The organism is Streptomyces sp. NPDC050509, from assembly GCF_044457965.1.
Classification (GTDB): domain Bacteria; phylum Actinomycetota; class Actinomycetes; order Streptomycetales; family Streptomycetaceae; genus Streptomyces.
In genome coordinates this window covers 185,127-202,551 of sequence record NZ_JBITHL010000003.1, presented here as the reverse complement: position 1 = coordinate 202,551, position 17,425 = coordinate 185,127, and the positions used below count along the sequence as shown (strand labels likewise).

At 71.3% G+C, this 17,425-nt stretch carries 17 protein-coding genes and 1 pseudogene; 10 read left to right on the top strand and 8 right to left on the bottom strand.

Annotation, left to right across the window (positions count from 1 at the left end; translation table 11 throughout):
- Positions 1 to 30 precede the first annotated feature (30 nt).
- Both ACIBJC_RS09980 and ACIBJC_RS09975 read right to left on the bottom strand, forming a co-directional pair.
- Positions 31 to 459, bottom strand: a complete 429-nt coding sequence (locus ACIBJC_RS09980) for a hypothetical protein (RefSeq protein ID WP_399290167.1) — start codon at positions 457 to 459, stop codon at positions 31 to 33.
- Positions 456 to 692 carry a hypothetical protein gene (locus ACIBJC_RS09975; protein WP_399290165.1) on the bottom strand — a complete coding sequence of 79 codons (237 nt, stop codon included), beginning with the start codon at positions 690 to 692 and terminating at the stop codon, positions 456 to 458. The genes ACIBJC_RS09980 and ACIBJC_RS09975 overlap by 4 nt, the downstream gene beginning before the upstream one ends.
- A gap of 345 nt (positions 693 to 1,037) precedes the next feature.
- Here ACIBJC_RS09975 and ACIBJC_RS09970 point away from each other — a divergent pair, with 345 nt between their 5' ends.
- From ACIBJC_RS09970 to ACIBJC_RS09955, 4 genes are read left to right on the top strand one after another with little or no spacing between them, the layout of a single operon-like run.
- Complete coding sequence (locus ACIBJC_RS09970) at positions 1,038 to 1,874, top strand: Scr1 family TA system antitoxin-like transcriptional regulator (RefSeq protein ID WP_399290163.1); 837 nt, start codon at positions 1,038 to 1,040, stop codon at positions 1,872 to 1,874.
- Positions 1,871 to 2,080: a DUF397 domain-containing protein gene (locus ACIBJC_RS09965; RefSeq protein ID WP_399290161.1), complete on the top strand. Its 210-nt coding sequence runs from the start codon at positions 1,871 to 1,873 to the stop codon at positions 2,078 to 2,080. The genes ACIBJC_RS09970 and ACIBJC_RS09965 overlap by 4 nt, the downstream gene beginning before the upstream one ends.
- Positions 2,081 to 2,133: 53 nt before the next feature.
- Entirely contained in the window at positions 2,134 to 2,340 is a 207-nt protein-coding gene (locus ACIBJC_RS09960) for a DUF397 domain-containing protein (RefSeq protein ID WP_399290159.1), read from the top strand.
- A complete protein-coding gene (locus tag ACIBJC_RS09955) occupies positions 2,337 to 2,546 on the top strand; it encodes a DUF397 domain-containing protein (RefSeq protein WP_399290157.1) in 210 nt (69 codons plus the stop codon). Before ACIBJC_RS09960 ends, ACIBJC_RS09955 begins: the two co-directional genes overlap by 4 nt.
- A gap of 8 nt (positions 2,547 to 2,554) precedes the next feature.
- Here ACIBJC_RS09955 and ACIBJC_RS09950 read toward each other — a convergent pair whose 3' ends face one another.
- Both ACIBJC_RS09950 and ACIBJC_RS09945 read right to left on the bottom strand, forming a co-directional pair.
- Entirely contained in the window at positions 2,555 to 3,655 is a 1,101-nt protein-coding gene (locus ACIBJC_RS09950; RefSeq protein WP_399290155.1) for a winged helix DNA-binding domain-containing protein, read from the bottom strand.
- A gap of 187 nt (positions 3,656 to 3,842) precedes the next feature.
- On the bottom strand, positions 3,843 to 4,589 hold the full coding sequence (locus ACIBJC_RS09945) for an SDR family oxidoreductase (protein ID WP_399290153.1): 747 nt from the start codon (positions 4,587 to 4,589) through the stop codon (positions 3,843 to 3,845).
- Between the two features lie 95 nt (positions 4,590 to 4,684).
- Here ACIBJC_RS09945 and ACIBJC_RS09940 point away from each other — a divergent pair, with 95 nt between their 5' ends.
- Positions 4,685 to 5,281, top strand: a complete 597-nt coding sequence (locus ACIBJC_RS09940; RefSeq protein ID WP_399290151.1) for a TetR/AcrR family transcriptional regulator C-terminal ligand-binding domain-containing protein — start codon at positions 4,685 to 4,687, stop codon at positions 5,279 to 5,281.
- Positions 5,282 to 5,617: 336 nt separating this feature from the next.
- Positions 5,618 to 6,589: pseudogene (locus tag ACIBJC_RS09935) on the top strand (M28 family metallopeptidase); the annotation flags it as partial.
- A gap of 114 nt (positions 6,590 to 6,703) precedes the next feature.
- Here the strand turns inward: ACIBJC_RS09935 and ACIBJC_RS09930 are convergent.
- The 4 genes from ACIBJC_RS09930 to ACIBJC_RS09915 all read right to left on the bottom strand — a co-directional run bounded on the left by ACIBJC_RS09930 (position 6,704) and on the right by ACIBJC_RS09915 (position 11,411).
- On the bottom strand, positions 6,704 to 7,633 hold the full coding sequence (locus ACIBJC_RS09930; protein ID WP_399290149.1) for an ABC transporter permease: 930 nt from the start codon (positions 7,631 to 7,633) through the stop codon (positions 6,704 to 6,706).
- Positions 7,620 to 8,585: an ATP-binding cassette domain-containing protein gene (locus ACIBJC_RS09925; protein WP_399290147.1), complete on the bottom strand. Its 966-nt coding sequence runs from the start codon at positions 8,583 to 8,585 to the stop codon at positions 7,620 to 7,622. Before ACIBJC_RS09925 ends, ACIBJC_RS09930 begins: the two co-directional genes overlap by 14 nt.
- Before the next feature lie 148 nt (positions 8,586 to 8,733).
- On the bottom strand, positions 8,734 to 10,059 hold the full coding sequence (locus ACIBJC_RS09920) for an outer membrane lipoprotein carrier protein LolA (protein WP_399290145.1): 1,326 nt from the start codon (positions 10,057 to 10,059) through the stop codon (positions 8,734 to 8,736).
- A 341-nt stretch (positions 10,060 to 10,400) separates the two neighbouring features.
- Positions 10,401 to 11,411, bottom strand: a complete 1,011-nt coding sequence (locus ACIBJC_RS09915; RefSeq protein WP_399290143.1) for a polyprenyl synthetase family protein — start codon at positions 11,409 to 11,411, stop codon at positions 10,401 to 10,403.
- A 182-nt stretch (positions 11,412 to 11,593) separates the two neighbouring features.
- Between ACIBJC_RS09915 and ACIBJC_RS09910 the strand changes: the two genes are divergently transcribed.
- From ACIBJC_RS09910 to ACIBJC_RS09895, 4 genes are all read left to right on the top strand, one after another.
- Positions 11,594 to 13,084, top strand: a complete 1,491-nt coding sequence (locus ACIBJC_RS09910) for a peptide MFS transporter (RefSeq protein ID WP_399290141.1) — start codon at positions 11,594 to 11,596, stop codon at positions 13,082 to 13,084.
- A gap of 31 nt (positions 13,085 to 13,115) precedes the next feature.
- On the top strand, positions 13,116 to 15,227 hold the full coding sequence (locus tag ACIBJC_RS09905) for a CocE/NonD family hydrolase (RefSeq protein ID WP_399290139.1): 2,112 nt from the start codon (positions 13,116 to 13,118) through the stop codon (positions 15,225 to 15,227).
- 166 nt (positions 15,228 to 15,393) lie between these two features.
- On the top strand, positions 15,394 to 16,617 hold the full coding sequence (fahA, locus tag ACIBJC_RS09900) for a fumarylacetoacetase (RefSeq protein WP_399290137.1): 1,224 nt from the start codon (positions 15,394 to 15,396) through the stop codon (positions 16,615 to 16,617).
- Between the two features lie 112 nt (positions 16,618 to 16,729).
- Positions 16,730 to 17,365 carry a Uma2 family endonuclease gene (locus tag ACIBJC_RS09895; protein ID WP_399290135.1) on the top strand — a complete coding sequence of 212 codons (636 nt, stop codon included), beginning with the start codon at positions 16,730 to 16,732 and terminating at the stop codon, positions 17,363 to 17,365.
- Positions 17,366 to 17,425 lie beyond the last annotated feature (60 nt).

Genomic DNA, 17,425 nt, shown 5'->3' with positions numbered 1-17,425 from the left:
GAGGCACTGACAACGGAGCCTGACGGACGATCACCGCAGGTCAGACGGTTCCGGACCCGGCCCCGGACCCGACCCCGGAGCCGGTACGTACGCCGGTACGGGCAGCACCCTGAAGAGGTAGACCCCGCTGTGGTCGGCGGCGCTGAGAGCGAACTCCCCGCCCGCGACGAGCTGGTTCCGTGCGGCCCTCTGCGCCTCGGGGTCGCGGCACCACGAACGGAGTTCGGCGGGCACATCCGGAACCCGGCTCTCCGCCCGGACGAGCGTGCCCACGGGGATCCACCCGGAACGCGGGTCGGGATCGAGGCCGGAGGCGATACGCCGGGCCTGGCGGCGCAGAAAGGACATGGCGCGGTCCGGGGACGTCGCCTGCCGGACGGCGAGGACGACGCGTACCCACGTACCGTTGACCGGTCCCTCGCCGACCACGGTCACGTTGCAGAGACGTACGGCACTCACGCCCGCCTCCGGGCGGCCGGCCGCTGCTTCCTGTGCAGCTTCGCGAGGGCACGGAGCTGAGCCCGTTCCCGCGCCGTCGCCGGACGGACCGAGATCAGCGTGGCCTGCCAGGTGAGGCCCGAAGGCCGGACCAGACAGACCACCGGCCCGGCGAACGAGCGGATGACACCCGGCATGTCCGTCCTCCGGTCGAACACCGCCATGCCCAACCGGAGTTCGGCCCCGGCTGTCATTTCGCGTCCCCCGCCCGGCGGTGCGGATGCGCCGCGATCTGCCGAGCGCAGTCCATCGCGGTGGTCGTACCGATCCCGCGATGCGCGTTTTCCCGGCGACTGGCCCACCAGGCACAGAGCTCGCAGCCGGGCACGGGGGCGAGGTCGACCGGGGGGTACGGCACGGCCGGCGAGATCCCCAACCGGCGCCGCTCCACGGGTGACATGGGTTCGTTGGGGGTGGGGGCGTCTCCGGACACGGTCCGCTCCTCTCCGTAGCGGTCTCACTACTCAGGGCGGTCAGCGTGGCGTAGAGTCGAGAACCGTTCAACGTGTCAGACACGGACGAAAGCTTGGTGATGCCCCTTGAACCGCAAGGAGTTAAATCCCGACAGCAGTCCGCAAGCCGCCTACGGGGCACGCGTGCGCAGTTCACGGGAGGCTCACGGATGGAAGCAGGAGGATCTTGCCGATCGGACGGGATATTCCAGCACGCATATTTCGGCCGTAGAAACGGGTCGCAAGATGCCAACCTTGCGCTTTTCGCGGCGCGCTGACGTTGCCTTCGGAACCGGCACCACGGCCGACACGTTCGAACGCCAGTGGCGCGAGATCCGACACGGCAGCTTGTTGGAGGGCTTCCCCGAGTACGTCGGGCACGAGGGCCGGGCGGCGGAGATCAGGCTGTTCGAAATCGGCATCATCCCCGGGTTGTTGCAGACACCGGAGTACGCAACCGTCCTCGCGACCAGCGCCGTCAAACGGGGAGCGATCACCCGCGAGCAGGCGCACGAGCGGGTGACGATCGTCGCGGAGCGCCAAGCGGCTCTCGTCCGTGCGTCTTCGCCGCTGATCTTCGTGGTACTGGACGAGAGTTGCATCCGTCGGCCCATCGGCGATGCAGCGGCCATGGACGCCCAGTTGGCACGCCTGGTGGAGTTCGCCGAGCTGCCCAATACCGTGCTCCAGATCGCCCCGTTCGTGATGGGAGCACGCCGTCCGTTCAACCTGCCGCTCTATATCCTGACGATGCCGGACCGCTCACTCATGTCCTACGCCGAGTCCGCCCAGCGGGGTTATCTTGAACGGGAAAGCACTTCCGTACTGCCCATACTGACGGCCTACCATCAACTACAGGCCGAAGCGCTCTCGCAGGCGGCATCCGTAGCCATGATCGAACAGTTGCGAAAGGGCACCCCGTGACGACCGAACCCCCGCGTTGGTTCAAGTCCTCGTACAGCGACAACGGCGGTGCCTGCGTGGAGGTGGCCACCAACCTCGCCACCACACATGACACCGTCCCCGTCCGGGACTCCAAGAACCCCCAAGGCCCCGCCCTGGCACTCACCCCGGGCACCTGGGCGGCATTCCTCGGGGGCGTTCAGCAGGGAGCCTTCACCACCGCCTGAAACAGGGCCCCGCCCCTCTACGCAGCGAGGCCCAAACGACGAAAGGGCATTCAGTGACGACCGAATCCCCCCGTTGGTTCACGTCCTCCTACAGCGAGAACGGCGGCCAGTGCATCGAGGTCGCCGCCAACCTCGCCGCCTCACAGGGCATAGTCCCCGTCCGAGACTCCAAGAACCCCCAAGGCCCCACCCTCGCGCTCGCCCCGAGCACTTGGGCGGCATTCGTCGGGGGCGTTCAGCGGGGAGCCTTCACCCCGTGACGACCGAACCCCCGCGTTGGTTCACGTCCTCCTACAGCGGCAACGGCGGCCAGTGCGTCGAGGTCGCCGCCAACCTCGTCGCGTCGCACGGCATCGTCCCCGTTCGGGACTCCAAGAACCCCCACGGCCCCACCCTCGCGCTCACCCCGGGCACCTGGGGAACCTTCGTCGCCGGTCTCCGGCAAGGCGCCTTCCCCGCCGCCTGAACCGGCTCTCAGTTCCCGGTGTCGAGGTGGATCTGCTCGATGCCGTCGTCCAGGAAGGTGGCCAGGTCCTGGGCCTCGGCGTGGACGGCTTCCTGTTCCGGGGCGGTGAGGGGGCGCAGGGGGCTGATCCGGAGTCGGTGGTCGCGTGCGGTCCATGTGGCGGTGACGCGGCCGTCGACCAGGACCGTGCGGTGGCCCGCGACGGACACACCGAGGTGGGCTGCGTCGATGATGCGGCCGCGGTCCTGGTAGCCGAGGATCGCGTTGTCGAAGGCCGGGAGGAACCGGACGGGCGCCGGGGTGTCCGGGTCGGGGCGGGGTGCGTCGGGCAGGTCGAGCAGTTCGCGGCCTCGTTCGTCGCGGAAGACGACCAGTTCGCCCCGGGCCCGTGCGGCTCTGATCGCGGCGGGAAGACCGGCGAGGCCGGACCAGGCGCGCAGGTCCGCGCCGGCGGCGGGCCCGTACGCGGCGAGGTAGCGGTGCAGCAAGCGCTGCCCGACGGGATCGTCACCGTCGGCGGGCAGGGGGGCGATGTCCCGTTCCAGCCAGGTGGCCATCGGCAGGTTGCGTACGCCCGCGGTCCGCTGCCACAGGCCGCGCGGCGGGAGTTGGGCCATCGGGATGAGGGCCGCGACGAGCAGTTCGCCCAGGACACGGCGTGGCGGGCCGGGCCAGCGGTCCTCGACGGCCCCTACGAGCTCGCTCATGGTGCGGGGCTGCCCGTCGGCCAGGACCGCGCGGCCCGCGGCGGCGACCTCGTCCAGGTCGATGCCGGCCAGTTCGCTCCGGTAGGTGCCCAGGACCCGCTGGCGCAGCATGGCGTCGTGGCGGGCTCGCCAGGCGAGCGCGTCGTCGGCGGTGACGAGGTGGACGGTGCGGCGCATCAGGTGGGTGCGTACCACCGTACGGCCGGTCAGCGCGCCGTCCAGCCGCTCGGGCGTGAAGCCGGACAGGCGGGACCACAGCCCGGTGAAGGGTTCCTGGGGCTCCTGCGCCTGGAGGCCGCACAGGTGGGCCACCGCATCCGGCACGGAGGTGTCGGCTCGTGTGAGCAGGTGCTGGCGGGCGAGGGTGGCGCGGTTGAGGGCGCGGGCGTCGAGGACGGTCATGGCGCGGTGACCTCGGTGCCGGTCCGTCCCAGTTTCCGGGACATGGGCTGCTCCCTGCTTCGGTGTGGTGAGTACGCCGCGACCAGGAGCGATGCCTCCCGAACGGCTCGTACGCCACGATGGCAGGGGTAGAGGACAGAGTCTGTCCTCTACTGCTTGGGCGAGGGGCGGGCCGGCCCCCTGAGCGTCATGCGACGCCGCCGTTGGCGTAGAGGACCTGGCCGTTGATCCAGCGGGCGGGCCCGGCCAGGAAGGCGACGGTTTCCGCGATGTCGGCCGGGGTGCCGAGGCGCTCCATCGGGGACTGGGCCGCGATGGCGTCGACGACCTGCTGCGGCTTGCCGTCCAGGAACAGCGGTGTGGCGGTCGGGCCCGGGGCGACGGCGTTCACCGTCACGTCACGGCCGCGCAGTTCGCGGGCGAGGATCAGCGTCATCGCCTCGACGGCGCCCTTGGTGGCGGCGTAGGCGGCGTACGTGGGCAACTGGAGCCGGGTGACGGACGTGGAGAAGTTGACCAGCGCGCCGCCGGGGCGCAGGGTCCGGGCGGCCAGTTGGGAGACGACGAACGTTCCGCGCACGTTGGTGCGGTGCATCCGGTCGAAGTCGGCGAGGTCCAACTCCGCGACCGGCGCCAGCAGCATGATGCCGGCCGTGTTCACGACCACGTCGACCCCGCCGTACCGCTGCGCGGCCGTCTCGAAGAGCGCGGCCATCTCCTGTTCGTCGGCGACATCGCCGCCGAACGCGGTCGCGGTCCCGCCGGCCGCCGTGACGGCGTCCACGACCTCCTGCGCCCGGGACGCGTCGCGGCCGTAATGCACGACCACGGCGAGGCCGTCGGCGGCCAGGCGTTCGGCGACGGCGCGGCCGATGCCCCCGGAGGCTCCGGTGACGATCGCGACGCGCGGGGCGGGTGCGGTGGTGGCATCCATGGTGTTCGGCCTCTCGTCATTAATGGACTGTTCGTCCATTTAAAAATGTAGACTGGCCGTCCACCTACCGCAAGCCGAGGAGAGGAGTGGGACGGATGGAGCCGACGGAGCCCGTCCGGCGCGGCCGGGGCAGGCGGCCCGCCGCGCAGGTACGGCAGGCGGTGCTGGAGGCGGCCGGCGCGATCCTGTTCGAGGCGGGGCTGGCCGAGGTCACCTTCGAGAAGGTGGCCGCCCGCGCCGGCGCGAGCAAGATGACGCTGTACAAGTGGTGGTCCTCGCCGGGCGCCCTGGCCTTCGAGGCCTACTTCGCGTCCGTCGAGGACACCCTCAGGTTCGCGGACACCGGCGACATCGAGCGTGACCTCACCGCCCAGCTCCACGCCTTCGTCGGCCTGCTCACCGAACCGCCCGCCGGACAGGTGATCGCCCAGCTCGTCGGCGCGGCGCAGACCGATCCGGCCCTGGCCGCCGCCCTCACGACGCACTACACCCATCCGCGCCGCCTCCTCGCGGTCGAACGGCTCACCCGGGCGCGGCGCCTCGGCCAGATCCGCGCCGATGTGGACCCCCAGGTGGTGGTGGACCAGCTCTGGGGCGCCTGCTACCACCGCCTTCTGCTGCCGGACGAGGCGCTTGACACCGCCTTCGCGGACGCCCTGATCCGTAACCTCCTGCGCGGTATCCAGGGGTGAGGCCCGCGGGCGTGTCCGCTCAGCGAACATGTCTGACCGGTTCCCGCTCTTGACGCAGTGTCACGCTCTCCCCCACCATTCACCACGCACAGCGCACCATCAGCTTTCACACGCACCACCAGCTTTCGCACGCTCCAGCAAGCTTCAACGCCTCACGCCGCTGCCGTCGTGGGGCGTCTCGCACGTTCCGTCCCGTCCCCGTTCGGAATCCGGAGCCCCCACATGAAGCTCTCCGTTCCTGGAATGCGCCGCACGACCGGCCCCACGCCCGGTCCGATATCCGGCTCGGCGCCCGCGTCGGCGCCCGGCTCGGCGCCCGGCTCGGCGCCCGGCCGAATACCCGGCCGCAGAACGACCGCCGCCGCGACGGCCGCGGCCACCGGGCTGGCCCTCGTCGGGCTGCTCGGCGCCGCCGCCCCCGCCCAGTCGGCGACCGCCCCGGCCCCGGCGTCCGCCTCGGCCGCCGTGCTCGCCGCGCCCGACATCCCGCTCGCCAACGTCAAGGCGCACCTCACCCAGCTCTCGTCGATCGCCGCCGCCAACGGCGGCAACCGCGCCCACGGCCGCGCCGGCTATCTCGCCTCGCTCAACTACGTGAAGGGCAAGCTGGACGCGGCCGGGTTCACCACCTCCGTACAGCAGTTCACGTCCAGCGGCGCCACCGGCTACAACCTGATCGCCGACTGGCCGGGCGGCAACGCGAACCAGATCGTCATGGCCGGCTCGCACCTCGACTCCGTCACCGCGGGCGCCGGCATGAACGACAACGGCTCCGGCTCGGCCGCCATCCTGGAGACCGCGCTCGCCGTCTCCCGCGCCCAGCTCAAGCCGACGAAGCACCTCCGGTTCGCCTGGTGGGGCGCGGAGGAGCTGGGGCTCGTCGGCTCCCGGTACTACGTGAACAACCTGCCGACCGCCGAGCGCGCGAAGATCAGCGGCTATCTGAACTTCGACATGATCGGCAGCCCGAACCCGGGCTACTTCGTCTACGACGACGACCCGACGATCGAGCAGACCTTCAAGAACTACTACGCGGGCATCGGCATCTCCACGGAGATCGAGACCGAGGGCGACGGCCGCTCCGACCACGCCCCGTTCAAGAACGTGGGCATCCCGGTCGGCGGGCTCTTCAGCGGCGCCGACTACATCAAGACGGCCGCGCAGGCGCAGAAGTGGGGCGGCACCTCGGGACGCGCCTTCGACACCTGCTACCACCGCTCGTGCGACAGCCTGTCGAACATCAACGACACCGCGCTCGACCGCAACAGCGACGCCGTCGCGTACGCGGTCTGGACGCTCTCGGGCGCCGCGTAGCCCCCGTCCCGCGTCTCGTCCTGTACGTGCGCCTCGCCTCTCCCGTACGCCGCCGTGCGTACGGGAGGGGAGTACGGGAGGGGCTTCGCAGTGCGGGGCGGGCGCCCGTCAGGTCGTGATGTCCCGCGTGGTCAGGCGCGCCCAGGCCGCCGAGCCGAACACCGCCGCGTACAGCACCTGGAGCCCCAGGTTCTCGGCGATGCCGTCCCAGAGGACGGGCTGGCGGAGCAGGTCCGCGAAGGACAGCCAGTGGTGCGAGAAGAGATACGGCTGTACGGCGTGGAGCTGCGGGATCGCGTCCAGGATCTGCACCGTGATCAGCAGCCCGACCGTCGCCGCCATCGCCGCGATGCCGCTGTTGGTCAGGGTCGATATGAAGAGCCCGAGCGCCGCGACCCCGATCAGCGAGGCGGCCACGACCAGGGCGATCAGCCCGGCCCGCGCGATCCCCTCGCCGAAGGAGATCCGGACGCCGGAGATCGTGGTGACGTCACCGAGCGGGAAGAGCAGCGCCCCGACGGCGAGCGCGGACGCGGCCACGACCGCCGTCGCGACCAGGCAGAACGCCAGGGTGGCGGCGTACTTGACCAGCAGCAGCCGGGTACGTCCCGCCGGGGCGACCAGCAGGTAGCGCAGCGTCCCGCCGTTGGCCTCGCCCGCGATCGCGTCGCCCGCTATGACGCCGACGGCCATCGGGAGGAAGACCGGCAGCGTCGCGGCGAGCGCGGCGAAGACCAGGAACAGCCCGTTGTTGGTGACCTGCCCGATGAAGGCGGGCCCGCCGCCCCGGCCGCCGCCCCCTCCGTCGCCCGTCTCGATCTTCACCGCGATGCCGATGAGGACGGGGACGGCGGCGAGCACGCCCAGCAGGGCGAGGGTCCGCCAGCGCCGGAAGGTGACCGACAGCTCGGAGCGGAGCAGCCCGAACGTCCACAGCACCCGCGGCCCCGTGTCAGCCCGCGGCTCCCTTTCAGCCCGCGTCCCTGAGTCGGCCCGCGTCCCCGCCTCGGCCTGTGTCCCCGCGTCAGCCCGCGACATCGAAGCCCTCCCCCGTCAGCGCGACAAAGGCGTCCTCCAGCGAGGCGCGCTCCTGGCCGAAGGCCCGTACCCGCACCCCCGCCCGGACCAGCGCGGCGTTGAGCTCGGCCGGGTCGACCGGCTCCCCCTCGCCCGCCGGAAGCTCGCCGGTGACCCGGTCTCCCGCCACCACCACGTCCGTGACCCCGCACTCCTTCAGCACCCGGGCCGCCTCGCCCGGGTCGGGGGTGGTGACGGCGAGTGCGCCCCGGGTTCCGGCCGCCAGCTCGGCGACCGTCCCCTGGGTGATCAGCTTCCCCTGGTTCATCACGGCGACATGGGTGCAGACCTGCTCGATCTCGTCGAGGAGGTGCGAGGAGAGGAAGACCGTCGTGCCGTCCGCGGCCAGCTCCCGCACCAGCGTCCTGATCTCCCGCATGCCCTGCGGGTCGAGCCCGTTCGTCGGCTCGTCCAGCACCAGCAGGGCGCGCGGGCGGAGCAGTGCGGAGGCCAGCCCGAGCCGCTGCTTCATCCCGAGGGAGTACGCCTTCGCCTTCTTGCCCGCCGCCGCCGTCAACCCGACCCGCTCCAGCGCCCCGGTGACCCGGGCGGCGCGGGTGCGGGGATCGGCCGTCGGGTCGGCGGAGTCGTACCGTACGAGATTGTCCCGGCCGCTCAGGTGCCCGTACAGCGCGGGCCCCTCGATCAGCGCCCCCACCCGGGGCAGCACGGTGCGCGAGGCGCGCGGCATGCGGTGGCCGAGGAGCGTGGCCGATCCCGCGGTGGGCTCGATCAGGCCCATCAGCATCCGGATGGTGGTGGTCTTGCCCGAGCCGTTGGGCCCGAGGAAACCGAAGACGGTGCCCGCGGGCACCGTCAGGTCGAGATGGTCGACGGCGAGCTGGCCGCCGCGGTAACGCTTGGTCAGGCCGCGCGTCTCGATGACCGTCGCCGGTACCGGTACCGCTGTCACCCCGCTCCCCCCTTCTCCCCCAGCCCGTGGGCCCGTCCGTGGCCCCGTCCATGGGCCCGCTCCGTGGTGCCCTCCCGAGAACGGACCGGCCCCGGTCAGCGTTCCGCCCCGCCGCGTGGTGCACACGGCGGGGCGGTCCGTCACGGCGTCACTTGGCCTGGTCGGCCGCCTTGATCAGCGCGTCCTTGGTGACCGCGCCGACGTAGACCTTGCCGTCGTCGGTCATCAGCGCGTTGACGATACGGGTCTGGAAGACCGTCCCCGAGCCGAACTTCCCGGTGACCTTGTCGCCGAGCGCGTCCATGAACTGCTGCGCCTCGGCCGGGACGTCCTCCGGCTTCGCCGCGCCGGCCTTGGAGTCGGCCTTCGCGCCCGCGCCACCGTCCGGTGACGACAGGGCGTACACCGTGCTCCAGCCCTTGCCGATGACCTTCACGTCGCCGTCCGAGCCGCCGAGCGCGCCCAGCGCACCGAGGCTGCCCGGCCCCAGGGGCAGCTCCTTGGCCGAGTTGTCCGCCCCGTGCTCCTTCGCCGCCTTACCGGCGTCGCTCTCCTCCGTCACCTTCGCGCCCTTGGGGGGCGTGAAGTCGAAGGTGCCGGCGGCGGGCTTGGCGAAGTCGACCTTCGTGAAGCCCACGTCGACCACGGCCTTGCCGCCGCTGCTCGGCGCCAGCGTGAACTTGAGCGGCGTACCCGTCTTCGCGTCCACCGCGACCGTGATGGAGCCGACGGTGGAACCGCTCTGCTTGGGCTTGATCAGCAGCCGGTACGCGTCCCGCCCGGCCACCTTCGACGTCCCGTCGACGGTCACCGAGGTCGTGTCGCCCGCGACCTTCAGCGCCTGCTCGGCGAAGTCCTTGGGGGTGGTGGGAACGCCCTCCGGGGCGGTCCGGTCCTTGTCCCCGGAGCCGTCGGACCCCTTGCCGCCCTTGGCGCCCTTGCCGCCCTCCGGCGCGGTCGCGTGGTAGGCCGCGTTGGAACCGCTGTCGTACGCCCACACCTCGTCGCCGTTGTGGATCAGGCTGTACTCGGAGGTGTCGTCGAGGACCGACAGTCGCTGCTTGTCGGCGCCGTCCGTCGCCACCCGCAGGGTGTGCGTGCCGGAGGCCAGCTCCGTCAGCTTCGTGGCGGGGTCCGCGGATTCGCCGCCCTGGCCCGGGCTCTCGCCCTTCGGGGCGAAGGAGCCCGCCAGGTCGCCGAGGTTGTCCAGCGCCGGGATCCCCAGGCTCGTGCTGATCTTCACCGTGCCGGAGAGCTGCTCGGTGTCCGACGCGGCGATCTTCTCGATGAGCTGCTGCGCGCTGATCTTCGGCAGTTCGGGGTCACCGGTCGCGGCGAGCGCCGGGACGAGTCCGATGGTCGCCGCGGCCACCCCCGCCACCGCGACGGGAAGCGCGTAACGTGCCGCCTTGCGGCGGACGGCACCGGGCTCCCTGTCTTCCTCGGTCGCCGGTGCGCTGTCGTTCGGTGCCATGTGTGCCCTACCTCCGTGGTCGGCGGCCTTCCGTCCGTTGCTCTTGTCCACTCCTCGCCGCCATTCTCACCCGAATTGGTCAGGAGTGGTGTTGTCCATCTGACCAAATCGGGGGTGCGGAAGCGTCAGACCCCGGGCGCAACTTCCCGTACTGCTCTGGGATGACATACGGATGAGATGGCTCCGGCATCCCGTAGGGGACGGCCCGGCAAACGAGGGACGCCTGCGCCGGGCGAGTGAGGACGGGGGCGGGGGCGGACGGCGGCGGGGGCGGGGGCGGGCCCCGGAACCACGGAAAACGACCCGCCCTGAGCGCGTACAGCCCTGAGCCCGTACGCCCCTCAGCCCGCGCGGTGGACCACCGCGTCGCACAGCTCCATCAGCGCCGACTTCGCGTAGCACTCCGGCAGCGGCGCCAGCGCCGCGCGCGCCTCCTCCGCGTACCGCACCGTGTCCCGTCGCGCCTGCTCCAGCGCCGGATGCGCGCGCAGCAGCCGCAGGGCCTCGGTGAGCCGCCCGTCGTCCGCGAGGTCGCCGTCCAGCAGCTCGACCAGGGCCAGGTCCTCCGGCCTGCCGTGCTGCTGCGCCTGGGCGCGCAGGAGCAGCACCGGCAGCGTGGGGATGCCCTCGCGCAGGTCCGTGCCGGGCGTCTTGCCGGACTCGTGGGAGTCGCTGGCGATGTCGAGGACGTCGTCGGCGAGCTGGAAGGCGATGCCGAGCCGCTCCCCGTACTGGGTGAGGATGTCGACGGCCGTCTCGTCGGCGCCGGACATCATCGCGCCGAAGCGCCCCGCGACCGCGATCAGCGAGCCGGTCTTGCCGCCGATGACGTCGAGGTAGTGGCTGACGGGGTCGATGCCGCCGCGCGGGCCCGCGGTCTCCAGGATCTGGCCCGTCACCAGTCGTTCGAACGCCTGCGCCTGGATACGGACGGCCTCGGGGCCCAGGTCCGCCAGGATGTGCGAGGCGCGGGCGAAGAGAAAATCACCCGTGAGGACGGCGACCGAGTTGTCCCACCGGGCGTTGGCGCTCTCCACCCCGCGGCGTACCTCGGCCTCGTCCATGACGTCGTCGTGGTAGAGCGTCGCGAGATGCGTCAACTCGACGACGACGGCGGCCGGGACGACCCCGGGCGCGTACGGATCGCCGAATTGTGACGCGAGCATGACCAACAGTGGCCGGAATCGTTTGCCGCCCGCCCGTACGAGGTGCTGCGCGGCCTCCGTGATGAAGGGCACCTCGCTCTTGGTGGCATCGAGGAGTCCCGCCTCGACGGCCGCCAACCCGGTCTGGACATCGGCCTCAAGAGCCTGGTCCCGCACGCTCAGCCCGAACGGCCCGACGACGGTCACGAGAGGTACTCCTGTCTGCTGACGATCACACGGATTGTCGATGTGTCGCTGCCATCACTCAAGTCAGCGTATCCGGTCGCCTTTCGATCACCATGGGCGCCTTCCCGGCTTCGCCGGTATGTTCGGGATCGACCTTTCGACCAGGAGCGGCCCTTTTGTCAGGAACGACGACCGACCCCGAAGTGAACGACGAACCACCCGACGGGCAACCCCCGCCGGGCGACGACCGCGCCTTCCTCGGCCACCCCAGGGGACTCGCGACCCTCTCGGGTCTGGAGGTCTGGGAGCGCTTCTCGTTCCTCGGCATGCAGGCCATCCTCGTCCTCTACTTCGTCGCCACCGTCCACGACGGCGGCCTGGGCATGGCGCCCGGCACCGCCGCCTCCGTCTCGGCCGCGTACGGAACCCTCGTCTACCTGCTGTCGGTGGCCGGCGGCTGGCTCGCCGACCGCATCCTGGGCTCGTACCGCGCCGTCCTCTGGGGCGGCGTCCTGATCGCCGTCGGGCACTACGCCATGGCGGTCCCCACAGCCGCCATGACCTGGGTGGGGCTCGGCCTGATCAGCGCGGGTACAGGGCTGCTCAAGCCGAACGTCTCCGCCATGGTCGGCAAGCTCTACCGTACGGAGGACGAGCGCAGGGACGCCGGCTTCGCCCTCTACTACATGGCCATCAACATCGGCGCCTTCCTCGGCCCTCTCGTCACGGGGTGGCTCGGCGACCACGCGAGCTGGCACTGGGCGTTCTCCGCCGCGGCCGTCGGGATGACCCTCGGGCTGATCCAGTACGTGGCGGGCAGACGCCATCTCGCCGGGCGCAAACACGCCGCCGAGTTCGCGCTGGCGCCCGCCGCCCTGCGCCGTGCCGTACGGCTGATGGCCGTGGGCGCGGCGGTGACGGCCGTCGTGGCCGTGGCGCTCGCCCTGGCCGGATGGCTCACCATCGGCCGCTTCGCCGACATCCTCACCGTGCTCTCGGTGATCGCGCCCGTCGTCTACTTCGTGGTGATGTTCCGCAGCCCGCGCGTGACGGCCGAGGAGCGCGGCCGGCTCCGCCCCTACGTGGTGCTCTTCCTCGCGTCGGTGTTCTTCAACTTCATCCTCTTCCAGGCGTACTCCACGATGATCCTTCTCGCGTCGACCAACGCCGACACCTCGATCCTCGGCTTCCACTTCCCCGCGAGCTGGTACGCCTCCGCGCTCGGCGCCTTCGAGGTCGCGCTCGCGCCGGTCGTCGCCGCGGTCTGGGTACGGATGGGCCCGCGCCAGCCGCACGCCTCGAACAAGATTGCGATCGGGGTGATCCTCGGCGGGCTGTCCTTCCTGCTGATGGTCCTGCCCACATCCGGACACAGCGGCGCCGACTACCGGATGGCCGCGTGGTGGATCGTCGCCTCGTACCTGCTGCTCGGCCTCGGCGACATCCTCGTGGAGACCTCCGGCCTCTCCGCCTCCACCAAGCTCGCGCCACGGGCGTTCGCCAGCCAGACCATGGCCCTCTGGTTCCTCTCCCTGGCGCTCGCCAACGGCATCCAGGCCCAGACCGTGAAGTTGTACGGGCAGGTCTCGCAGCCCGCGTACTTCGGCGTCAACGGGGCCGTCGCGGTCGTGGCGGGCCTCGCCGTGATCGCCGCCGCGCCCTGGCTGCGCCGCACGATGCACCCCGTCCACTGAGCCCCCACGCCCCCGTATCGAGGTGATCGGCATGTCCCCCACCGTCCGCACACCCGCCGCCCCTACACCCGCCGCCCGTACCCCCGTCATCCGCACCGACTTCCCCCACGTGACCACCCACGAGGACGTACGGATCCCGCTCTCCGACGGCACCCTCCTCTACGCGCGCGTCTGGCGCCCCGTCACCGACGAGCCCGTCCCCGCGCTCCTCGAATACCTCCCGTACCGGCTCAGCGACTGGACGGCGCCCCGCGACCACCAGCGCCACCCCTGGTACGCGGGGCACGGCTACGCCTCCGTACGCGTCGATGTGCGCGGTCACGGCAACAGCGAGGGGCTGCCAGGCGACGAGTACGACGCGACCGAGCTGGCCGACGGCGTCGAGGTGATCGACTGGCTCGCCGCGCAGCCCTGGTGCACCGGGAAGGTGGGCATGTTCGGGATCTCCTGGGGCGGCTTCAACGCGCTCCAGCTCGCCGCCCTCGCCCCCGAACCGCTCAAGGCGATCGTCACCGTCTGCTCCTCCGACGACCGGTACGACAACGACGTCCACTACATGGGCGGTTCGGTTCTCGCCGTCGACATGCACGCCTGGGCGGCGACGATGCTCGCCTTCGTCTCCCGGCCGCCGGACCCGGCGTACGTGGGCGACGCGTGGCGCGCGATGTGGCTGCGGCGCCTGGACGCCGTCGAACCGTTCCTGCACACCTGGCTGGACCACCAGACCCGCGACGCGTACTGGAAGCACGGCAGCGTCTGCGAGGAGTACGGGGCGATCCGGGCCGCCGTCCTGGCCGTGGGCGGCTGGCACGACCCGTACCGGGACACCGTGCTGCGGCTGGTCGAACACCTCGACCCCGGGCGGGTACGGGGGCTGATCGGGCCCTGGTCGCACCAGTACCCCGACCGGGGGCTGCCGCCGGGGCCGGCCATCGGCTTCCTCCAGGAGACCCTGCGCTGGTGGGACCAGCATCTCAAGGACCGGGACACGGGGGTGATGGCCGAGCCGCTGCTGCGCTCCTGGATCAGCGACTCGCACCCGCCCGCGACCGTCTACCCCGAGCTGCCGGGCCGCTGGGTCGGCGACCGCGCGTGGCCCTCCCCGAACGTGACGCCGACGCCGTACTCCCTCCGGGGGGATCCGATTGTCGTCAACTCGCCACAACACACCGGCCTGGACGCGGGCCGCTACTTCCCGTTCGGCAACGACGCGGATCTGCCGCCCGACCAGCGCGACGAGGACGCCAAGTCGGCCTGCTTCGACTTCCAGGTGGCGGGCGACACATCCGGCGGCGAGTTCCGGGCGGGCGGCGAGGCGGCCGGCGGCGAGCCGATCGAGATCCTCGGCCGCCCGCGCGTACGGCTGAGACTCCGGGTCGACGCCCCGGCCGGCCAGGTGATCGCCCGGCTGTGCGACATCGCGCCGGACGGCTCCTCCACCCTGGTCACCCGGGGTGTCCTCAACCTCTCGGCCCGGCACGGCCGCGACCGGATCGACCCGTGGCCCGAGGGCGCCACCGAGGACGTCGCCTTCGAGCTGAACGGCATCGGCCACGCCTTCCCGCCCGGCCACCGCATCCGGCTCGCGGTCTCCTCCGCGTACTGGCCGTGGATCTGGCCGCAGGCCGGGTCGGCTGGCTTCACCCTCGACCCGGCGGGCAGCTCGCTCGAACTCCCCGTCCGCGCGCATGGCGGCACCGAGGAGGGGGCCGACGAGAAGGCCATCTCCTTCGAACCGCCGGAGCAGGCCGAGCCGCTGGGCGTCTCCTTCCCCGCGACGCTCGACGAGGAGCGCCCCGAGCGGCTGGTCGTACGGGACGTCGCGGAGGGCGTCTGGCGGCTGGAGGTCGATCCGCGCTACGGCGGCTCGCGCTTCTACCCGGACGGGCTGGAGTTCTCCGAGGACGCGCGGGAGACGTACACGATCCAGGAACGCGACCCGCTCTCCGCGCGCACGCTCTCCCGGTGGACGATCCGGCTGCACCGGCCCGACCTGGCCTGGGACACCCGGGTCGAGACACGTTCCGAGATCCGGTGCGACGCGGACGACTTCATCGCCACCGACGAGGTGATCTGCCGCGTCGGCGAGGAGGTCGTCCACCACCGCACCTGGGAGAAACGAATCCCCCGCACAGCGGGCTGAGCCACCCCGCCCTCGCCCCGCCCCTGCCCCGCCCCCACTCCGCCCTCGCGCCCAATCCCCGTGCCCACCTCGGCCTTTCGGTCGATGCGAGCCTTTTATTACCGCCTCAGCCGGGCAACACCGACGTAACGTGTCCCGTATCGATCCGGAAAGCGAGGCAGCACCGATGCCCGAGCAGAGCCCGCTCGAAACGGCCGAGGACGATCCCTTCGGCCCGCACAACCTGCCGTACGGAGTCTTCTCGACCGCCGACGAGCCCGACCGACGGCGGGTCGGGGTGCGCATCGGCGATCATGTGCTCGACGCGGGGGCGGCGGCGCAGGCGCTGGGCTCCCCGTACGCGGCGCTGCTGGCCAGGCCCAGCCTCAACCCGCTGATGGCGGCCGGGCGCACGGCCTGGCGCGATGTCCGCCGGGCGCTCACCGCCTGGGTCACGGTCCCCGCGCACCGCGTCGACATAGAGCCCCTGCTCCACCCGCTGGGCGCGGTCACCCTGCATCTGCCGTACGAGGTCGCGGACTACGTCGACTTCTACGCGAGCGAGCACCACGCCACGAACGTGGGCCGGATCTTCCGCCCCGACGGCGAGGCGCTGACCCCCAACTGGAAGCACCTCCCGATCGGTTACCACGGCCGGTCCGGCACGGTCGTCGTCTCCGGTACGGAGGTGACGCGCCCGGCGGGCCAGCGCAAGGCGCCCAACGACCCGGCGCCGGCCTTCGGCCCTTCCACGAAGCTGGACATCGAGGCGGAGGTCGCCTTCGTCGTCGGTACGCCGTCCCCGCGGGGCTCCTCGGTGGAGCTGGCCTCCTTCCGCGACCATGTCTTCGGGCTGTCCCTCCTCAACGACTGGTCGGCGCGGGACATCCAGGCCTGGGAGTACGTGCCGCTCGGCCCGTTCCTGGGCAAGTCCTTCGCCACGTCCGTCTCGGCGTGGGTGACCCCGCTGGAGGCCCTGGACGCCGCCCGGGTGGCGCCCCCGGCCCGTACGGTCCCCGTTCTCCCCTATCTGGACGACGCGGAGGACGAGGAGCCCGGCGGCTTCGACCTGCGGATCTCGGTGGCGCTCAACGGAGAGGTGATCTCCGAGCCCCCGTTCTCCACGATGTACTGGACGGCCGCGCAGCAACTCGCCCATCTCACGGTCAACGGCGCCTCCCTGCGCACCGGGGACGTCTTCGCGTCCGGCACGGTCAGCGGACCCGCGCGCGAGCAGCGCGGCTGCCTGCTGGAGCTGACGTGGAACGGTACGGAGCCGATCGAACTGCCCGGCGGCAAACGCACCTTCCTGGAGGACGGCGACGAGGTCACCCTGACCGCCTGGGCCCCGGGCCCGGACGGCACGAAGGTCGGCCTGGGCGAGGTGAGGGGCCGCATCGCCACCGCGTGAGCCACGCCCCTGTCAATGTCACGTGACCCGATCACCCGTTCGTAGGGGGTTATCCCGATATCCGCCGGTTACGCTGGATGGAGCCGCGAGACTCCGTCCTATGGGAGCACTGATGAGCGTGGAACCCGAGACCGAGCCTGAGGCTCCGGGCCCTGACGCCCCGAGCCGCAGGTGGCCCGTCCCGCCACCAGGCGGATGGACCGGCGACGACCTGGACGAGCTTCCGAACCTGCCTCCGCACACGGAGCTGATCGACGGGAGCCTTGTTTTCGTGAGTCCGCAGACCCTTTTCCATTCGCTGGCAGTCAGCTTCTTCGAGTGGCAGCTCCGGTCGCAGGCCCCCGCCGGAATCCTTGTCCTTCGTGAATTCACGATCGACATCGACTGGCAGAACCGGCCCGAGCCGGATGTCGTCGTCTGTCACTCGAAATACATGCGTGACCACGAACAAACCCGGATCCCGGCCGAGTCGGCGCTCCTCGCGATTGAAGTGGTCTCACGGGAGTCGAGGTCACGGGACCGGGAAACCAAACCACTGAAGTACGCGCGTGCCAAGATCCCGCACTACTGGCGAGTGGAGAACAGTGGTAACGGCGAGGCCGTTGTCCACGTCTTCGAGCTGGAGCCGGCCACCGGTGTCTACGTGAGTACGGGCATTTTCCGTGACTGGATGAAGGTTCCCGTCCCGTTCCCGGTGGATCTCGACCTCACCACGATCATGCCTCGACCGGACGCCGACGGCGCCTGAGCAGTGAGAACGGCCGGGCCCGGTACCTCCCCCGAGGAGGTGCCGGGCCCGGCCGTGTGT

What these genes read in the sequence shown, in the direction of transcription:
- ACIBJC_RS09975 (WP_399290165.1), bottom strand. Translation starts at nt 692, where the DNA reads ATGACAGCCGGGGCCGAACTCCGGTTGGGCATGGCGGTGTTCGACCGG.
- ACIBJC_RS09950 (WP_399290155.1), bottom strand. Translation starts at nt 3,655, where the DNA reads ATGACCGTCCTCGACGCCCGCGCCCTCAACCGCGCCACCCTCGCCCGC.
- ACIBJC_RS09945 (WP_399290153.1), bottom strand. Translation starts at nt 4,589, where the DNA reads ATGGATGCCACCACCGCACCCGCCCCGCGCGTCGCGATCGTCACCGGA.
- ACIBJC_RS09940 (WP_399290151.1), top strand. Translation starts at nt 4,685, where the DNA reads ATGGAGCCGACGGAGCCCGTCCGGCGCGGCCGGGGCAGGCGGCCCGCC.
- ACIBJC_RS09930 (WP_399290149.1), bottom strand. Translation starts at nt 7,633, where the DNA reads ATGTCGCGGGCTGACGCGGGGACACAGGCCGAGGCGGGGACGCGGGCC.
- ACIBJC_RS09920 (WP_399290145.1), bottom strand. Translation starts at nt 10,059, where the DNA reads ATGGCACCGAACGACAGCGCACCGGCGACCGAGGAAGACAGGGAGCCC.
- ACIBJC_RS09905 (WP_399290139.1), top strand. Translation starts at nt 13,116, where the DNA reads ATGTCCCCCACCGTCCGCACACCCGCCGCCCCTACACCCGCCGCCCGT.
- fahA (WP_399290137.1), top strand. Translation starts at nt 15,394, where the DNA reads ATGCCCGAGCAGAGCCCGCTCGAAACGGCCGAGGACGATCCCTTCGGC.
- ACIBJC_RS09895 (WP_399290135.1), top strand. Translation starts at nt 16,730, where the DNA reads ATGAGCGTGGAACCCGAGACCGAGCCTGAGGCTCCGGGCCCTGACGCC.